This window comes from Bifidobacterium mizhiense, assembly GCF_020884755.1.
GTDB lineage: Bacteria > Actinomycetota > Actinomycetes > Actinomycetales > Bifidobacteriaceae > Bombiscardovia > Bombiscardovia mizhiensis.
Genome location: NZ_BPWE01000001.1, coordinates 723,279 through 738,971, shown reverse-complemented (window position 1 = coordinate 738,971; position 15,693 = coordinate 723,279). Strand labels below are relative to the sequence as shown.

13 protein-coding genes and 1 tRNA gene are annotated in these 15,693 nt (G+C 55.9%); all 14 read left to right on the top strand.

Annotated features, from left to right (window positions below; genetic code table 11):
* Positions 1–117: 117 nt before the first annotated feature.
* The 14 genes from LPC22_RS03150 (at position 118) to LPC22_RS03090 (ending at position 15,662) form a co-directional block, all read left to right on the top strand.
* A complete protein-coding gene (locus tag LPC22_RS03150) occupies positions 118–1,644 on the top strand; it encodes a C69 family dipeptidase (RefSeq protein ID WP_229132020.1) in 1,527 nt (508 codons plus the stop codon).
* Positions 1,645–1,685: 41 nt separating this feature from the next.
* Positions 1,686–3,206 (top strand): formate--tetrahydrofolate ligase, encoded by a 1,521-nt coding sequence (locus tag LPC22_RS03145; RefSeq protein ID WP_229132019.1) that lies wholly within the window; start codon positions 1,686–1,688, stop codon positions 3,204–3,206.
* Between the two features lie 95 nt (positions 3,207–3,301).
* Positions 3,302–3,375 (top strand) — tRNA-Lys (locus LPC22_RS03140).
* A gap of 655 nt (positions 3,376–4,030) precedes the next feature.
* A complete protein-coding gene (locus LPC22_RS03135; RefSeq protein WP_229132010.1) occupies positions 4,031–4,765 on the top strand; it encodes an MIP/aquaporin family protein in 735 nt (244 codons plus the stop codon).
* A 116-nt stretch (positions 4,766–4,881) separates the two neighbouring features.
* Complete coding sequence (locus LPC22_RS03130; RefSeq protein ID WP_229132002.1) at positions 4,882–5,415, top strand: PTS sugar transporter subunit IIA; 534 nt, start codon at positions 4,882–4,884, stop codon at positions 5,413–5,415.
* Between the two features lie 5 nt (positions 5,416–5,420).
* A complete protein-coding gene (locus LPC22_RS03125; RefSeq protein ID WP_229131993.1) occupies positions 5,421–5,726 on the top strand; it encodes a PTS sugar transporter subunit IIB in 306 nt (101 codons plus the stop codon).
* A complete protein-coding gene (ulaA, locus tag LPC22_RS03120) occupies positions 5,723–7,129 on the top strand; it encodes a PTS ascorbate transporter subunit IIC (RefSeq protein ID WP_024626940.1) in 1,407 nt (468 codons plus the stop codon). The genes LPC22_RS03125 and ulaA overlap by 4 nt, the downstream gene beginning before the upstream one ends.
* A 243-nt stretch (positions 7,130–7,372) precedes the next feature.
* Positions 7,373–8,104, top strand: coding sequence for a GntR family transcriptional regulator (locus LPC22_RS03115; protein ID WP_284143459.1), 732 nt, complete (start codon positions 7,373–7,375; stop codon positions 8,102–8,104).
* A 235-nt stretch (positions 8,105–8,339) separates the two neighbouring features.
* Positions 8,340–9,686, top strand: coding sequence for a metal-dependent hydrolase family protein (locus LPC22_RS03110; protein WP_229131989.1), 1,347 nt, complete (start codon positions 8,340–8,342; stop codon positions 9,684–9,686).
* Between the two features lie 359 nt (positions 9,687–10,045).
* Complete coding sequence (locus LPC22_RS03105; protein WP_229131987.1) at positions 10,046–11,110, top strand: extracellular solute-binding protein; 1,065 nt, start codon at positions 10,046–10,048, stop codon at positions 11,108–11,110.
* Entirely contained in the window at positions 11,110–12,798 is a 1,689-nt protein-coding gene (locus tag LPC22_RS03100) for an ABC transporter permease (protein ID WP_229131986.1), read from the top strand. Before LPC22_RS03105 ends, LPC22_RS03100 begins: the two co-directional genes overlap by 1 nt.
* Positions 12,795–14,000 (top strand): ABC transporter ATP-binding protein, encoded by a 1,206-nt coding sequence (locus LPC22_RS03095; RefSeq protein ID WP_229131984.1) that lies wholly within the window; start codon positions 12,795–12,797, stop codon positions 13,998–14,000. The genes LPC22_RS03100 and LPC22_RS03095 overlap by 4 nt, the downstream gene beginning before the upstream one ends.
* Entirely contained in the window at positions 13,997–14,617 is a 621-nt protein-coding gene (locus LPC22_RS08450; RefSeq protein WP_373312866.1) for a 2'-5' RNA ligase family protein, read from the top strand. Before LPC22_RS03095 ends, LPC22_RS08450 begins: the two co-directional genes overlap by 4 nt.
* The gene (locus LPC22_RS03090) at positions 14,565–15,662 is read left to right on the top strand and encodes a LacI family DNA-binding transcriptional regulator (RefSeq protein ID WP_229131982.1); all 1,098 of its coding nucleotides are present in this window, start codon (positions 14,565–14,567) and stop codon (positions 15,660–15,662) included. Before LPC22_RS08450 ends, LPC22_RS03090 begins: the two co-directional genes overlap by 53 nt.
* Positions 15,663–15,693 lie beyond the last annotated feature (31 nt).

Here is a 15,693-nt window from a genome sequence, read left to right as displayed (position 1 = left end):
CAAAGTGCGCAGATGGCCGTCATCCCTGCCTGTGCACGCAGTCGGTTGGAACGGCATCCTCCGGCATTCGGACTGGTGATGACAGTTGACCGCAATCAGACAAAGGAAGACGCTTATATGCCCTGCACCACGCTTCTGATAGGTAAGCATGCCAGTTACGACGGATCCACCATCATCGCCCGAAATGAGGATTCAGCCAACGGGGAGTTCCGTCCCAAGCGCTTCGTCCTGGTCACTCCCGACCAGCAGCCACGGCACTACCGCAGCGTGATCAGCCACTTGGAGATGGATTTGCCCGAGGATCCCATGCGCTACACCTCGGTGCCCAATGCTGTGCTCGACCAAGGGCTATGGGCCGAAGCGGGCGTCAACAGTGCCAACGTGGCCATGTCAGCCACTGAGACCATCACCACCAATGAGCGTGTTCTGGGTGCCGATCCGTTGGTGGAACTCACCCCCGCCCAGGGCCGTCCGGGTGATGAAGGCTACCTGGACGAGGTACCCGGAGGCATCGGCGAGGAAGACCTGGTCACCATTGTTCTGCCCTATATCCGCTCGGCGCGGGAGGGTGTCCTGCGGCTGGGCTCCCTGCTGGAGCGTTACGGCACCTATGAGATGAATGGCATTGCCTTCAGTGATGTGGACGAGATCTGGTGGATGGAAACCATAGGCGGCCATCACTGGATCGCCAAGCGGGTGCCCGATGACTCTTATGTGACCATGCCCAACCAGCTGGGCATTGACGAGTTCGATCTGGATGACGCTTTTGGGGAGCAGACCGATCACCTGTGCTCGGCCGACCTGCGGGAGTTCATCGCCAACAACCACCTGAATCTTGCCGTGGAGTCGGCCTCGCCCTTCAATCCGCGCGATGCCTTTGGATCCCATAGCGATTCGGATCATGTCTACAACACGCCCCGGGCCTGGTACATGCAGCGTTTCCTCAACCCCTATGACGAGATCTGGGACGGACCGGATGCCGATCATGCCCCCACCAGTGACAACATCCCCTGGTGCCGCCAGCCCGAGCGGCTGATTACCGTGGAAGATGTCAAGTATCTGCTCAGCTCTCACTACCAGGGCACGCCATACGATCCCTATGGACGGACCGGCGACGAGCACACCAAGGGACTCTACCGGCCCATCGGCATCAACCGCAACGACCAGCTGGCCCTGATCCAGCTGCGCCCCTACCGGCCTGAATCCTGCCGGGCCATCCAGTGGATGTCCTACGGATCCAACGCCTTCAACGCCCTGGTTCCCTTCTATGCCAATGTGGATCGGACGCCTGACTATCTGGCCAACGCCACTGACCGGGTCTCCACTGACAGCCTCTACTGGTCGGACCGGTTGATCGCCGCCCTGTGCGATTCCGAATTCGCAGGCACCTCGGCGGCTGTCGAGCGTTACCAGCAGAGCATAGGAGGCGAGGGCCACCGGCTGATCGCCGCCGCTGACGAGCAGGTGGCACGGCTGGAGGGCGCTGACCAGGGTACCGACAACGCCGAGGTGCGCCAGGTGCTGGAGGCCGCCAACCAGGACATGGCCGACCGTCTGCGCAAGGAAACCGATGACCTGCTTGGCCAGGTGCTGTATACCGTCAGCATGGGCATGCGCAACGGCTACCACCTGTCCGACAACTGAGCCATCCGAATCTACAAGGACCGCAAAAAAAGGAGAGCCCCATGACCGACTTCGACGATTACGTCAGGCCATACGGCCTGTTTGACAAGATCGATGCCTTCGGCTACTTGAAGGATCTGCAGGAGCATCCGGATATGCCGCGCAAGCATGGCCGGGTGCTGCTAGTCACCGCAGATACCCCGCTCAAGGCATCACGTGGTGAGGGCAAGACCACGACTACCATCGCCCTGATTGACGCCTTGCGCGCCCAGGGAGTAGATGCCGCAGCCGTCCTGCGTCAACCCAGCATGGGCATTACCGCAGCCGGGTCCAAGGGTGGCGCCTCCGGTGGTGGCAAGTCTTCGCTGACGCATCCTGAGCTGGTGGACTGGGGTTTGTGCGGGGAGATGGCGGCCATCGAATCCGCACAGAACCTGTTGGTCTCCTTTGCCGAGAAGGCTGTGGACGAGGGCCGGCTGGACACCGTCCTGGTGCCCCGGGTCAGTGAGGTGCCTTCACGGTCCTTGCGTCAGATCACCGTGGACCGAGGCAAGGGCGATCTGCCCGAGCGGACCGTGCTGACGCCAACCTGCGAGCTCATGCAGATCGTCGTGCTCTCCCGGAGCATGGAGGAGATCGAACGGCGTGTGGCAGCCATGGTCGCGGGGACCCTGGACGGTCGCCCGGTCACCTTTGGTGAGTTTGTGGAACTGTGGCGGATCACCGGCATCCTGACCGATGCGGTCAAGCCTGCCTTCACTCAGACCCTGGAGGGTTCACCGGTATATGTGCATGGCGGGCCTTTCGCCAACGTCTCCATCGGCATCCCCAGCCTGGTGTCCGTGGAGATGGCCTGCGCCCGGCACGACGTGGTCGTCGTCGAGGCGGGCTATGGAGCTGATGCCGGTGCCCAGAAGTGGCTGGACATCGCAGCCCGTGAGTATGGGGCCCAGTGGCCTGCCGCCGCGGTGATCGTCACCCGTGCCACCACTTGGCGGGACGATCCCAAGCTTAGCTGGCGCTATCCCTTCCACGTGCATCGTCTGGAGGGACTGGGCATCCCCACTTTCCCACTGATCAACCTTTGGGAGGGCGAGGACGACCAGGTGGATTCCTTACGGGAGACCGCCGACGGTCTGGGCTTCCGCAGGCCCATTGCGGGCAACCTCTTCCGTGACGGAGGCAAGGCCCTTGAGCCTCAGCTGGACGATCTGATCAAGGCCCTGCAGGAGCCCGCGAAGGCCCAGGCGGATACAGCCAGCCTGCATGATATGTCCGTGCCGGACCGGATTCGCTGGATCGCCCAGAGCGCCTACGGCGTGCCGGCTGATCGGGTTATTGAGCGTGAGGGCTTCCAGGACAGTCTCCAGGCGGCCTCCGACCTCTGCAACAAGGCAGGCATCTCCCTCGAGGATCTGGTGGTGGTGGCGGTCAAGTCGCCGGCTACCATGACCGACGATGACCGGGCCGACCAGGACAAGCGCACAGTCACTCTGAAGAAGGTCGAGGCCCATACGGGGGCCGGTCTCCTGCAGGTGAACCTGACCACCTCCCTGACCACGCCCATGCCCAAGATCGTCTGAGCGGGCTATGCATGGATTCTGCAGACCTGTGACGCGCCGTGTTGCGGGTCTGCAGAAACCGTGTATAGTATCTACTTGGCTCTTGAAAGTGCCCTGCCCCTATAGCTCAGTTGGCTAGAGCAGCTGACTCTTAATCAGCGTGTCCGGGGTTCGAGCCCCCGTGGGGGCACAGAGTCAAAGCCCAGCAATCGCAACGGTTGCTGGGCTTTTGTATGTCCCGTGAATCCAAGCGAGAATCGAATTTGTTGGATATTTGTGTGACAAAAGTCCCAGACAAAGAAAGGTTCCGCCGAGGCAGGGTGCAAGATCTGTCTGCTAATCATTGAGCGTGTTTCTCAAATCTCCTGCCCGTTGTTTTCCTCGGCCACTGATCTCAGCTCTGGCGTGACATTCCCTGCCTGCTTGTATGGAAGCCTGCACAGCAGTCGGTCATTCCTGACCTGTAGAAGAGCATGCGAATCTTGTGCTTACGAATCAAGCAGGCAGATGTGCCGGCGTGCGGGAGCGGCTTCGAAAAACTGCCAAGAGTGTGAAATCTGTCTGGGACGTGGAATCTATACATGGTTCTCAATGCGCCATGATCTGTAGTGGGTGGGATAAAATACGGGTGCCGGTTGAAGTGCAGTCGTGTTGATGGTGACACGCGGTTGGGGCTGGCGCTATATCGGATTTCAATGAATCACCTGAATCAATGGAGATCATGAGCGCTTCTCGGCCTAGTGCCATCACCTGTTTTTATTGAATGATGCCCATGTCTTGGCCCCTGTATGACCGGTTGGGGAACGGGGTGCCACGGCGGCATTGAGAGAGGGGTGAAGGGTCGAATGGAATATTCGCTTATGACCAAGCTGGCCGCAGAATGTGTCGGCACCGCCATATTGATGATCTTCGGCAACGGTGCCGTTGCCGACGTGGATCTGGAGGGCACCAAGGGCCACCATTCAGGCTGGCTGACTATCGCTATGGGATATGGCTTCGGAGTCATGTTTCCCGTGCTCATGTTCGGCGGGGTATCAGGAGCTCACATCAACCCGGCCATGACTCTGGGACAGGCCGTCATCGGTATCTTCCCCTGGAGCCTGGTTCTGCCTTATATTCTGGCGCAGCTGGTCGGAGCGGCCCTGGGTCAGCTGGTCGTCTATGCCTGCTACTTCCCGCACTACCGCATGACCAAAGACCCTTTGCCGATTTTGGGCACCTTCTGCACCACCGACGCCTCGGGTTCGCTGGTCAACTACTTCATCAATGAGTTCTTTGGCACGCTGGTGCTGGTCTTGGGAGCCCTCTGCTGCCTGCAGGGCCCATGGGGGTCTAAGGGGTTGGCTGCTGCCTCCATCGTTGTTGGCTTGATCGTCTGGGGGCTGGTCACCTCTCTGGGCGGTCCCACCGGCCCTGGCTTGAATCCTGCACGTGACCTGGTGCCGCGTTTCCTGCACTGGATTTTGCCCGTACCCAACAAGGGGGACTCACGCTGGGGCGAGGCTTGGATTCCAGTGGTGGCACCCATCATTGGTGCCATTGTCGGAGCCGTGATGTTCAAGGTCCTCTTCGCCGCCTGATCAACAGGTAGCTTCAGGGTCTCGGGCTTCCTTTCGGAGGCCCGGGATCCGGCAGTTGAACACGCAAGTATAGACATCATATTGTCATGTTGTTATAATGTTTGCGGAATTCGAGGTTGAAGATTCCGTGGGGAGGCATCCACCCTCCCGCGAACATTCGCTACGAAGCGGATGAGCTTCATCGTATGCGAGGAGGCAAATTGCTGGACGAGTATTTCCCGGAAGGCACCGTCATGTACAGGGACGGCGTGGCCGATTGGGTGGAAGCAGTGGATGTGGTCACCGCTCCGCTGGTTGAGTTGGGGAGGATCAAGCCCTCCTATGTCGAGGCCATCAAGGCTTCGATACGCAAACCAGGCGGCACCTATATTGATCTGGGTCAAGGCATCGCCATGGCCCACGCCAGGCCAGAGGCAGGCGTGGTGACCACATCCCTATCGGTGCTGAAGGTTGGCAGGCCCTTTCTGCTGGCCGATTCGCAGGACCACCCAATCAGCACGTTCTTCTGCCTGGCCGCGCAGGACTCGAACAGCCATTTAAGCCTGATGCAATCGCTGGCGACCTTCCTGAGTGACGGCAAGAATCAGGAACGGCTGGGCAAGGCCGCGAACGTTGAGGAATTGAGGACGATCCTCAAGGAAGAAAGGTAATCAATATGAAGATTCTGACGGTTTGCAGCACTGGACTGGGGTCGAGCTTCATCACCCAGCTCAACATTGACAAGGCCTTGAAAGAGCTTGGTGTGACCGGTGTCGAGACCGACCATAGCGATTTGGGCTCTGTTAACAAGGGCGATGCCGATGTTATTTTTGTCGGGCGTGACATCGCTGATGCTGCCAAGGATCTGGGAGACGTGGTTGTTCTGAACAGCCTGATCGATATGAATGAGATCAAAGAAAAACTGGCCGAGGCTCTGAAGCGCCACGGTATGGATGTTCCCCAAGGAGGGCAGGCGGCATGAACGGTGCGTTAAAAGTCCTTTTGGACATCTTCCGACAGCCTTCCGTCATCGTCGCGCTGATCTCCCTGATCGGTCTGGCCCTGCAGCGCAAGTCTGCTACGGACGTCATGAAAGGAACCATACGGACCTTCGTAGGCTTCCTGGTTCTGGCCGCCGGTGCAGGCGTGGTGACGAACGCATTGACTCCCTTTGGGGATATGTTCCAGCACGCCTTCCACGTCCAGGGCGTCGTCCCCAACAACGAGGCCATCGTCGGCACGGTCCTGGTCAAGTACGGGTCTGTGGCTGCGCTCATCTTCTTCTTTGGAATGATTGTCAATGTCCTTCTTTCGGCAACCTCATATTTCAAATATGTGTACTTGTCAGGACACGTGGCCTTCTACATGGCCACGATGATAACTGTCATCTTCGTGGCGGCCGGATTCTCCACCTGGCAGACCCTGCTCTGGGGCTCAATCGCTCAGGGCCTGGTTGTGACCCTTTCGCCAGCAGTCGTGCAGCCTTTCATGAAGAAGGTCACTGGTACCGATGATGTGGCCTTGGGCCACACCGGCGGCTCAGGCATTGCCTTGGGCGGTCTGGTGGCTATGCTCACCCGCAGCAAGAAGCATCCATCTAAATCAACTGAGGATATCAACTTCCCCAAGAACCTGGGCTTTCTGCGCGATACAACGGTCATCGTGGCCCTGTCTATGGCTGTAATCTATGTCATCGTAGCGCTCTTTGCCGGTCCCGGCTATATCGAGAGCAAGCTCAGTGACGGACAAAACTTCATCGTCTATGTGGTCTTGCAGGCCGCTACTTTCTCTGCCGGCGTCTACATCATTCTGGCAGGTGTTCGTGTGGTTCTGGGCGAGATCGTTCCTGCTTTCAAGGGCATCAGCGAGCACCTGGTCAAGAATGCCAAGCCTGCACTGGACGTCCCTGTCACCTTCACCTTCGCTCCTAACGCCGTTCTGATTGGGTTCCTTTCCAGCTTTGTCGGTGGCATCGTCGGCATGGCCATCATGGCCCTGGCCGGCACCACCGTCATCATTCCCGGTGTCGTGGCCCACTTCATGACCGGTGGTGCTACAGGCGTGATCGGTAACGGCGCGGGCGGTCGGCGTGGAGCCATTCTCGGTTCCTTTGTCAACGGCCTGGCCATCACCTTCCTGCCACTCTTGCTTCTGCCGGTGCTGGGCTCTGTGGGCAAAGGTGCCGCTACTTACTCGGATGCCGATTTCGGCGTGGCCGGCATCTTCCTGGGCTACCTAAACAAGGCCGGCGGTCAGATTGCGATCATCGTGGGGATCATTGTTGTGCTGATCCTGGTCTATGTGGTTTCCTACTTCATGAACAAGCGCAAGAGGGCTATTGCTGCTGCGGCTGATACGTCCGACAAGGCCGAAGCCGTCGCCTGAATAAGAAGCCTCTGTCTCATCTGAAGGTGACAAGGGCGACGATGGGAGGGGTCATGGGACTAGCGGACTTTTCGATACCAGTTCCATGACCTGTTCACTGCTGGAGAATATTTCAGCTTGGGCCCTGTTCAGAGCAGAGACGAGGGGCTTCTGCAATCATGGAATGAAGCAAGTCTCGATCGGCACAGGCTGCGGGATTTCGATTCATGAAAGCAAGGAAATATCAGGTGGGTCGGTTTTGCAATGGTAGATGGAATTCCCAAGTATGTGTCCGTACGAGACCATTTGCGCGGAAGCGTCAAACGGATGAAGGAAGGGGCGCAGCTACCTACTGAGTCCCAGCTTTGTGCACGCTACAAGGTCAGTCGCATCACGGTTCGCCATGCCATAGAAGATCTGATTCGAGAGGGGCTGATCGTTCGCAGCCAGGGCAAGGGAACCTTCAAGCTGAAGTCGCCTGCTTCCTCCCGCGAGGTGATCAACGGCCGCATCAGAGGATTCTGGCGCCAGCAGCATGATCTGGGCAGAACGGTCAAGACCCGGGTACTGGGTGACAGGATCGTCAAGAATGCCGATATTGCATCAAAGCTGGGTCTAGAGGCTGATGCGGACCTGATCGAGCTGGAGCGACTGCGCTATGTCAATGGCGACCTGCAGCAATATGTCTGCACCTACCTGCCGAATGCCCAGTTTCCGGAGATACTTGAGCATGATTTCTCCAATGGATCCCTCTATGACTTCATCGAAGGTCGATACGATGTCAGACTCGCCAGGAATGAGGTTGTAGTTCGCATCGAGAATGTCGATTCACGGATCGCCGGGTACTTTCATGTGGACAAGGGTCGACCCGTGCTGGCCATGGACTCCACCGTCTTCGACGGATTCGGCTCGGTGGTGGCATTCGGTGTGGCGCTCCAACCGCCTGCATATTCCGAAATAGAGTTCGTCATCAACGGCGTGCCGGACTCCAGGTAATCTCCAGGTAATGTTGTCTGCTCCGGGAGGCCGGCAACGGCATCTGGCAATGACTTTGAATGTTTGTCGGCCTTTGGATGACCTTTCATGTCGGTGCTCGAAAATTTCGGTCCGGTTCCTGTCTATGTGTCATGCTTGTCGCGCTTGAACGGTTCACCCCGCCATGGATATGATTGACCATATATGCCCGATTTCTCGTAATGAGTGCATCGGAGATGGGAAGGCAGGTACGACCATGGGGCGTCTTCAAGGCAGGAAAGAGCGCGAGCCGTTTGTGCTCGAGCATGCCAGTATCGCGACCGGTGATGAACAAGGCACGGTCCAGAAGGATATGTCTGTTCTGGTGTCCACGGACGGCCGGATAGAACAGGTCTGCCCGACCCCGCTGGCCTACGTGCCTTCCGGATATCACCGGATCAACGCTACAGGCAAGTTCGTGGCACCTGGACTCATCAATGCCCATACCCATCTCTTTGCTGATGGCAAGCCCCTGTCTGGTGGTACAGATCTGTCGCCACGTGTGGTCGACGCTGCTTTGAAAGTGGTGCACAGCCCCGCCGGCAAAGTCCTTATGGATGCCAGGATCAAGGGCAATGTCTCCACGCTGTTGAACTCGGGCGTGACGACCATTCGTACCCTGGGTGATGTGGGCTATGAGGCGGTTCGTCTGCGTGACAAGATTGATGCAGACGAGCTGACCGGCCCGCGCATGCTGGCTGCGGGTCCGCTCCTGGCAATCCCTGGAGGGCATGGCGATCCCTTCATCGCCCTGTCCTGCTCCTCTCCCGAAGAGGCAAGGCGCCGGACCAGGGAGAACCTGGACCATGGGGTCAATGCCATCAAGGTGGCTGCGACCGGTGGTGTGACCGATGCCACCAAGCTTGGCGAGGCCGGCAGCCCGCAGATGACCGAGGAGGAAATGGCCGCCGTCTGCGATGAGGCTCATGAGTTTGGTGTGCTCGTTGCTGCGCATGCTCAGAGCCCGGAAGGAGTCAAGGCCGCCCTCAAGGCAGGCGTGGATACCATTGAGCATGGCAGTGCTCTGGATGACGAGATGATCGGGCTCTTCCTTGACAATCCGCGCTCGCTTCGCGGCTTCTCGGCTTTGGACCCCACGCTGTCCGCCGGGTTGCCGTTGGTCAAGATCAGCCAGCAGGAGCTGGGAATCAGCGACATAGTTCGTGGCAACTCCGAGCTGGTCGTCGACGGCATGGTCAAGAGCGCCAAGCAGGCTCATGAGAACGGCATTGCCGTCGGCGTTGGCACCGACACCGGCATGACCTTCGTGCCCCAGTACGGCACTTGGCGAGAGCTTGACTATCTGGTGCGGTACGCGGACTTCACTCCGGCACAGGCCTTCCACGCCGCCACCCAGGTCAATGCCCGAAACCTGGGCTTCGACAATGTCACTGGCTCGGTCGACACGGGCAAGGATGCGGATCTGATCGTCCTTGACGAGGACCCTGCCAAGAATGTGCGGACCCTGGCTGATCCCAAGCTGGTCATTGTTCGTGGCAAGCCGGTCTGGCGTCCTGAGGTCAAGCACTTCGAGGAAATCGATCGCCTGCTCGATAGCTTCTGATTCTCTCGGCTTTCTCCTGAGTTCCCATGGATAGCGTTATGGGACTTTGATGGACACCCCGATTAGCTATGTCTGTATCTTAGCTGGCCTGATCGGGGTGCAATTTTTTTTTGCGTTAGTCAGGATAGGTATGTCATAGCTGAGCAAGTGCCTTTTACTGTCATTGCCAGACAAAGCTGCTGTTTTAGTGGCTCATTGCTTTGACACATTTGCTCTGGCATTAAATCATCCATTGCTATGGATCAATGTGAATGCGCATTCATTCATCGAGAAGTCCTTAAGTCTTGACATTATGCTTATTTATCCGTATGGTGATAGTGCAATCGCAACCACTTAAAGTGCGTTGCAAGAATATCCAGATGGAGGACTCAATGATGAGTAGCAGACAAAAAGGAAGTACTGCAATTGCAGCAGTTCTTTCAGTATTAGCACTTACAACTATGTCGGCATGCGGTAAAGTCGACAGTTCAAAAGCGAGTGGAAACGTATCTATCGCATGTTCCCAACAGGAGGATTTCTGCCAGGCAATCACCAAAGCATTTGCCAAGGCAAGTGGTATAAAGACTACTTATGTGCGCTTGGGTGCTGGCGAAGTACTGGCTAGATTAGCAACGAATCCAGGTGAATTCGATGTCTGGGCGGGTGGTCAGGCTGAAAATCACCTGTTGGCCGACGACAAGGGTTGGATCGAGCACTATGTGCCGAAAAATACCACCACCCTCCCTGCCGAGTACAAAGATGCTAAAGGGACATGGACCGGTTTCTATACTGATTCAATCGCCTTTTGTTCCAATACTTCTGAGCTTAAAAAGAAAGGTACAAAGGCTCCTGCCTCCTGGGATGATTTGTTAACCGATAATTTGAAAAGTAGTGTGGCCATGCCTCATCCGGCTACTGCAGGCGTGGGTTATATGGCTATGTACACTCAGGCTCTTCTACACGGCGGAGATCAGCAGGCAGCCGTCGACTACTTCAAGAAGCTCAACAGCAATGTGATGCAGTACTCCAAGTCTGCAGCCACAGGAACTGAGCAGGCAGGTCGTGGGGAAGTGACAGTGGCGATCGCTCTGGATTCCGACTGCCAGAAAGCCATCAAGGCAGGGTACTCGGATCTTAAAACCACGTATCCCGCCGAAGGAACTGGTTATGAGGTCGGTGCCCTCTCCGTTTTGAAGAATGCGCGCAACAAGGCCAGTGCTCATACTTTTGCTGATTGGTTGATGTCGACCGATGCGCAAAACCTCTACGCAGGTGTGCCTTCTTTTGCGGCCCCAACGAACCCCAAAGCGAAGATCAGCAAGGATGTGCTTAAGCAGGACACTATCAAAAAGGTGAATTGGGACGTTCGCAAAGCAGCGGATGCCCGCGATGCCTTTATCAAGTCCTTCGAGAGTGAAGTTGCATCCTCCAAGGACGCCAAGTGATGAAAGTGATGAATAGACGGAGCAAGCGGCCTCGGGAGAGTGTCTCTGTCTGGGTCATCCTTGCCTGTGTCCTGATTGTCCTCATCTTGATTTTAGGCATTCCGGTCATCAGATTGTTTACGGCTGCCTTTGGGGTCACTGGGCGTGCTGCTATGGCTGGAGCCTTTGCCAATCACGGCGAAACCTTCGTGCACAGTATCGTTCTAGGACTTTTGGTTGGTATCTGTGGGACTTTTCTGGGCTTTGTATGTGCCTATGTACAGACTTTCGTGAAGATACCAGGCAAAAAGGTACTGCATTGGCTGACTTTGCTTCCCACCATCTCGCCTCCTTTTGCTGCAGCCACAGCCATCATTACCCTTTTTGGCAAGCGGGGTATGGTGACTAACGGACTGTTTGGCTGGGAAGTGAATATCTATGGCCTGCCCGGACTCGTTATGGTCCTCACCATGACTTTTACGCCGGTTGCCTATCTGAACATCAAAGGCATGTTTGAGAATCTGGATCCTGCCACCTTCGAGGCAGCATCGAGCTTAGGTGCTTCTGAATTCCAAACCTTGTTCAAGGTCACCATACCCATGGTCCTCCCTTCGATGTTGTCGTCATTCTTGGTTCTATTCGTGGAGGGTATCGCTGACTTGGCCAATCCTCTTGTCATCGGAGGAGATTACCGAGTGTTGGCTAGCCAGATCTACTTCGCTGTTGCAGGATCCGGCGATGTTGCGGGTGCGGCTGGTGTTGCTTTGGTGCTCCTAGTGCCGGCTTTGACCGTATTCTTCGTTCAGAAGTACTGGGCCAACAAGAAGTCAGTCGTGACGGTAACTGGTAAGCCTGCAGGTTCATTGAAACCAGTCAGGTCCAAGAGTGTACTGACACCCATGTTGTTGTTCAACTTCTTGTGGATACTCCTGGTGGCCATGGTGTATTTGACCCTTCTGGTCGGAGGCTTCGTCAAGATACTGGGAGTGGATAATACGTTCACCTGGGATCATTTCACCTTCGTTCATTCTTTGGGCGCTGATGCCATCGGAACGACTCTGACCCTGACGCTTATTGCTGCGCCTCTGGCTGCCCTGTTGGCTCTCGCTATTGGCTGGTTGGTGGTCCGCCATCTGCCCAGGTTCGGACGTTTGCTTGATTTGTGGGGAATGCTGGGTGTTGCAATTCCTGGAACGGTTCTGGGTCTGGGATTCGCTTTGGCTTATTCCCAGAGCACAGTCCTGTTTGACTATGAGATACTGCCACCATTAGCGGGAGGGCTTGCTGTCGGTGGCGGGGCTATCGCCATTATTATGGTATTCGTTGCTCGTGGTGATCCTACGGGACAGCAGGCATTCATCTCGGCTCTGCAGCAGATCAATCCACAAGTGGAGGAAGCGGCCACCTCGCTTGGGGCCAGCCCCCTCACCGTAGTCCGCAAGGTCACACTTCCTCTGATGAGTTCAGCTTTGGTCACGGCCATAACCTACGGCATTACCAAATCCATGACGACTATAACGGCAATCATCTTCATAACGACCCCTGAAACCAAGGTCATGACCTCTCAGATTCTCGATGAAGTGGATGCCGGGCGATTCGGCAATGCATTCGCCTATTCCAGTCTGTTGATCGTCCTGGTGTTGGTTGTACTGGGCATAGCCAACATTGCTCTTCGTCAACTCAACCATTCAACGAGGTCTGTATCATGACAAATTCAGAAAAAACCATTCAGGAAGACAGCGTACAGCTGCAGGAAAATCATAACAAGGTCGGAACCTTGGTGCTCAAAGGCATTTCAAAGGTGTATGCGTCGAAAAAGGGAGGCTTCCGGGCAGTTGATCACACGGATTTGACGATTGATCCAGGGACTTTTGTCACTCTTTTGGGACCCTCTGGCTGCGGCAAGACCACAACGCTGCGTATGATTGCGGGATTCGAACAGCCAACCGAGGGCGACATACTTCTAGATGGTAAAAGCATCCTGGATATAAGTGCTGACAAGCGACCCATGTCCATGGTTTTCCAGTCATATGCGCTTTTCCCTCATTTGACTGTTCGTGGCAATGTGGAGTTCGGGCTGAAACTGAAGCGGATGGACAAACAAGCTCGTCGAGTCAAGGTCGACGGAGTGCTCGATATGATGGGTATCAAGCACTACGCTGAGCGCTATCCTGATCAGCTTTCGGGCGGACAGCAACAGCGCGTGGCTCTGGCAAGGGCTCTAGTTATGGAGCCCAAGATTATTCTTTTCGATGAGCCTCTCTCTAATCTGGATGCCAAGCTTAGAGTCAAGATGCGTTCGGAAATTCGTGATCTTCAGCGTCGTCTTGGTTTAACGGCCATCTTTGTCACCCACGATCAATCCGAGGCATTGACCATGTCAGATGTGATCGTTGTCATGAGCGCTGGAAAGGTCGAACAGGTCGGTACCCCTTGGGGCATTTACCATAGGCCTGCCAACAAATTTGTTGCCTCATTCCTAGGTACGGGCAACTTTATTCCCGGAAGTGTTAAGGAGGTCCTGGATACAGGTCGGGTTGATGATGGGAATGTTGCTCAGCATCTGCCTCCGGCCGCTTGCTATAGGCTGGATACTGATTTAGGGACTATGGAAGTTAGCGGTGTCCCAGGATTCGCTCCGGGTGACCAAGTCGAGGTCATAATTAGAGCCGAGAATTTGCTGGTAGGCGCGGAGTCCGAGGGAGATGGCGTAAAGATTCCTGGGGCTGTTGTATCTTCGGCTTTCGATGGCGAGGTGGTTCATTATCAGGTCAAGACCCAGGCGGGTGAGCTGACGGGCAGTGCTCCTGGTGCTGATATACCAGTCGCCGCTGGGACCAAGCTCCCATGTGTTGTTGAAACACGTGCACTGTGGGCTGTAGCTGACCAAAGGAGTGGTCAGAACCAATGAAGCGGTTTTTCGATCGGCCTGATACCAAGTGGCGCAATTTGTCCGGGGCATTGCATCTTTATGCGTTACCGGATGAGACCGATCCCGTGCTATCCCGGCTAAGCCAGGAGGATGCACGGGTCGGCCAGTGGCCTGGTCTGTCCCTGCAGCCCCCCCGCTTCATACATATGACCATGCAACGTTTAGATCTGTACCGTGAAGACCTAGATCAAGTCGCTTGGGAGCGTATGCTCGAATCTTTGGGAAGAGTTAGCTCTAGTATTGACCCTTTTTCAATCCATTTCGCTCGACCATGTATCAGAGATACGGCTGTTGAAGCTCTAGGGGAGCCTGTCGCACAATGGCAGAAGGCCGTTGCTGCTATACGGGGTGCCTTGTGTTCCGCAGGACTTGAGAGTGCCTTGACCGATGAACCGTTCGGCCCTCATTACACGTTCGCATACTGTCGGAAGGATACCTCCTCTAGTCAGGATGCGCGATTGGCGGAGGACTTGGAACGTAATTGCGAGCCTCATACTTGGCAGGTTAATACTATATATTTAGTGGCTGTGAAGCAGTATCTAGATGAAGGCGTCTTCCGCTTTGAACGGCTTCATTGCTGGCCATTGGGCATATGATTATGAAATAAGGTCGAAAAGCAGGGGGCGCGCAGTGGAGCATCAACACCGTGTGAGTATGGCGGATATAGCCCGTGTGGCCAAGGTATCGCCGTCCACGGTGTCGCGGGCTTTAAGCGGCCATCCGAAAGTTAGTGATACGGCTAGAAAGCTGGTATTGGAAACTGCGGATCGGTTAGGGTATGTTCGCAATTTGGGCGCTGCTTCCTTGGCCTCTTCCAAGTGTGACGCTATTGGTCTGCTGATTCGTGACGTGGGCAATGAATTCTACGGCGGTCTGGCTTCCTGTGTGCAGTATGAGACTGACGACACCGGTCTTAGCTTGCTACTGGCGCTGAGCGAGGACAGTCTGGAGAGTCAATTGGCTGCTGTGCGAAACCTCCTTGGACATGGCGTAGGGGGTATCATCATTGCATCCGGCCGTATCTCCTCGCAGACGGCGGATTATGCTGCAAAATTCGTGCCTACTGTCGTACTGGCGACTGGTTATGACATGCCTTCCTTTAGTTCCGTCCGTATAGATCCTAGATGCGAAGGGAGTCTCGCTAGACGTGTTGTGGAGCAGGGCCATAAAAAGGTGGCTGTGACGGCTTCGGCTGATGTTCTCGCTTCGGCCCTGCATGCCAGGACAGCTAATTTTTTAACTGGATTGGTGGTTGCTGGCGCGCAGGCTACGATTCTTTCCCTGCCTTCGCATATCGAAGATGTAATTGGCGCAGAGGTGGACAAGGCCATTGATTCCGGTGTGACTGCCATTATGGCTGGTAATGATTCCATTGCACTCTCCATCCTGGAGCATCTTGATGCAATTGGGGTTAGTTGCCCCGGGTATGTGTCGGTCACTGGCTTTGATGGAGTAGGCACATTCAGATCCCCGCTGTTGGGGCTAACGACCATGGAGCAGCCGGTTGGCGAGCTTGCTCGGGCTGCAGTATCCCTCATGAAGGATCTTCTGGACAACGATTCCGGACAACCTCATCAGGTGTTGGTCGATGGCAAATTTGTTGTTGGAAGGACGCTAGGACCGGTAAGGAGCGAACAATAGCTGATCTACCTGCCGGTTCCCTGATGACCGG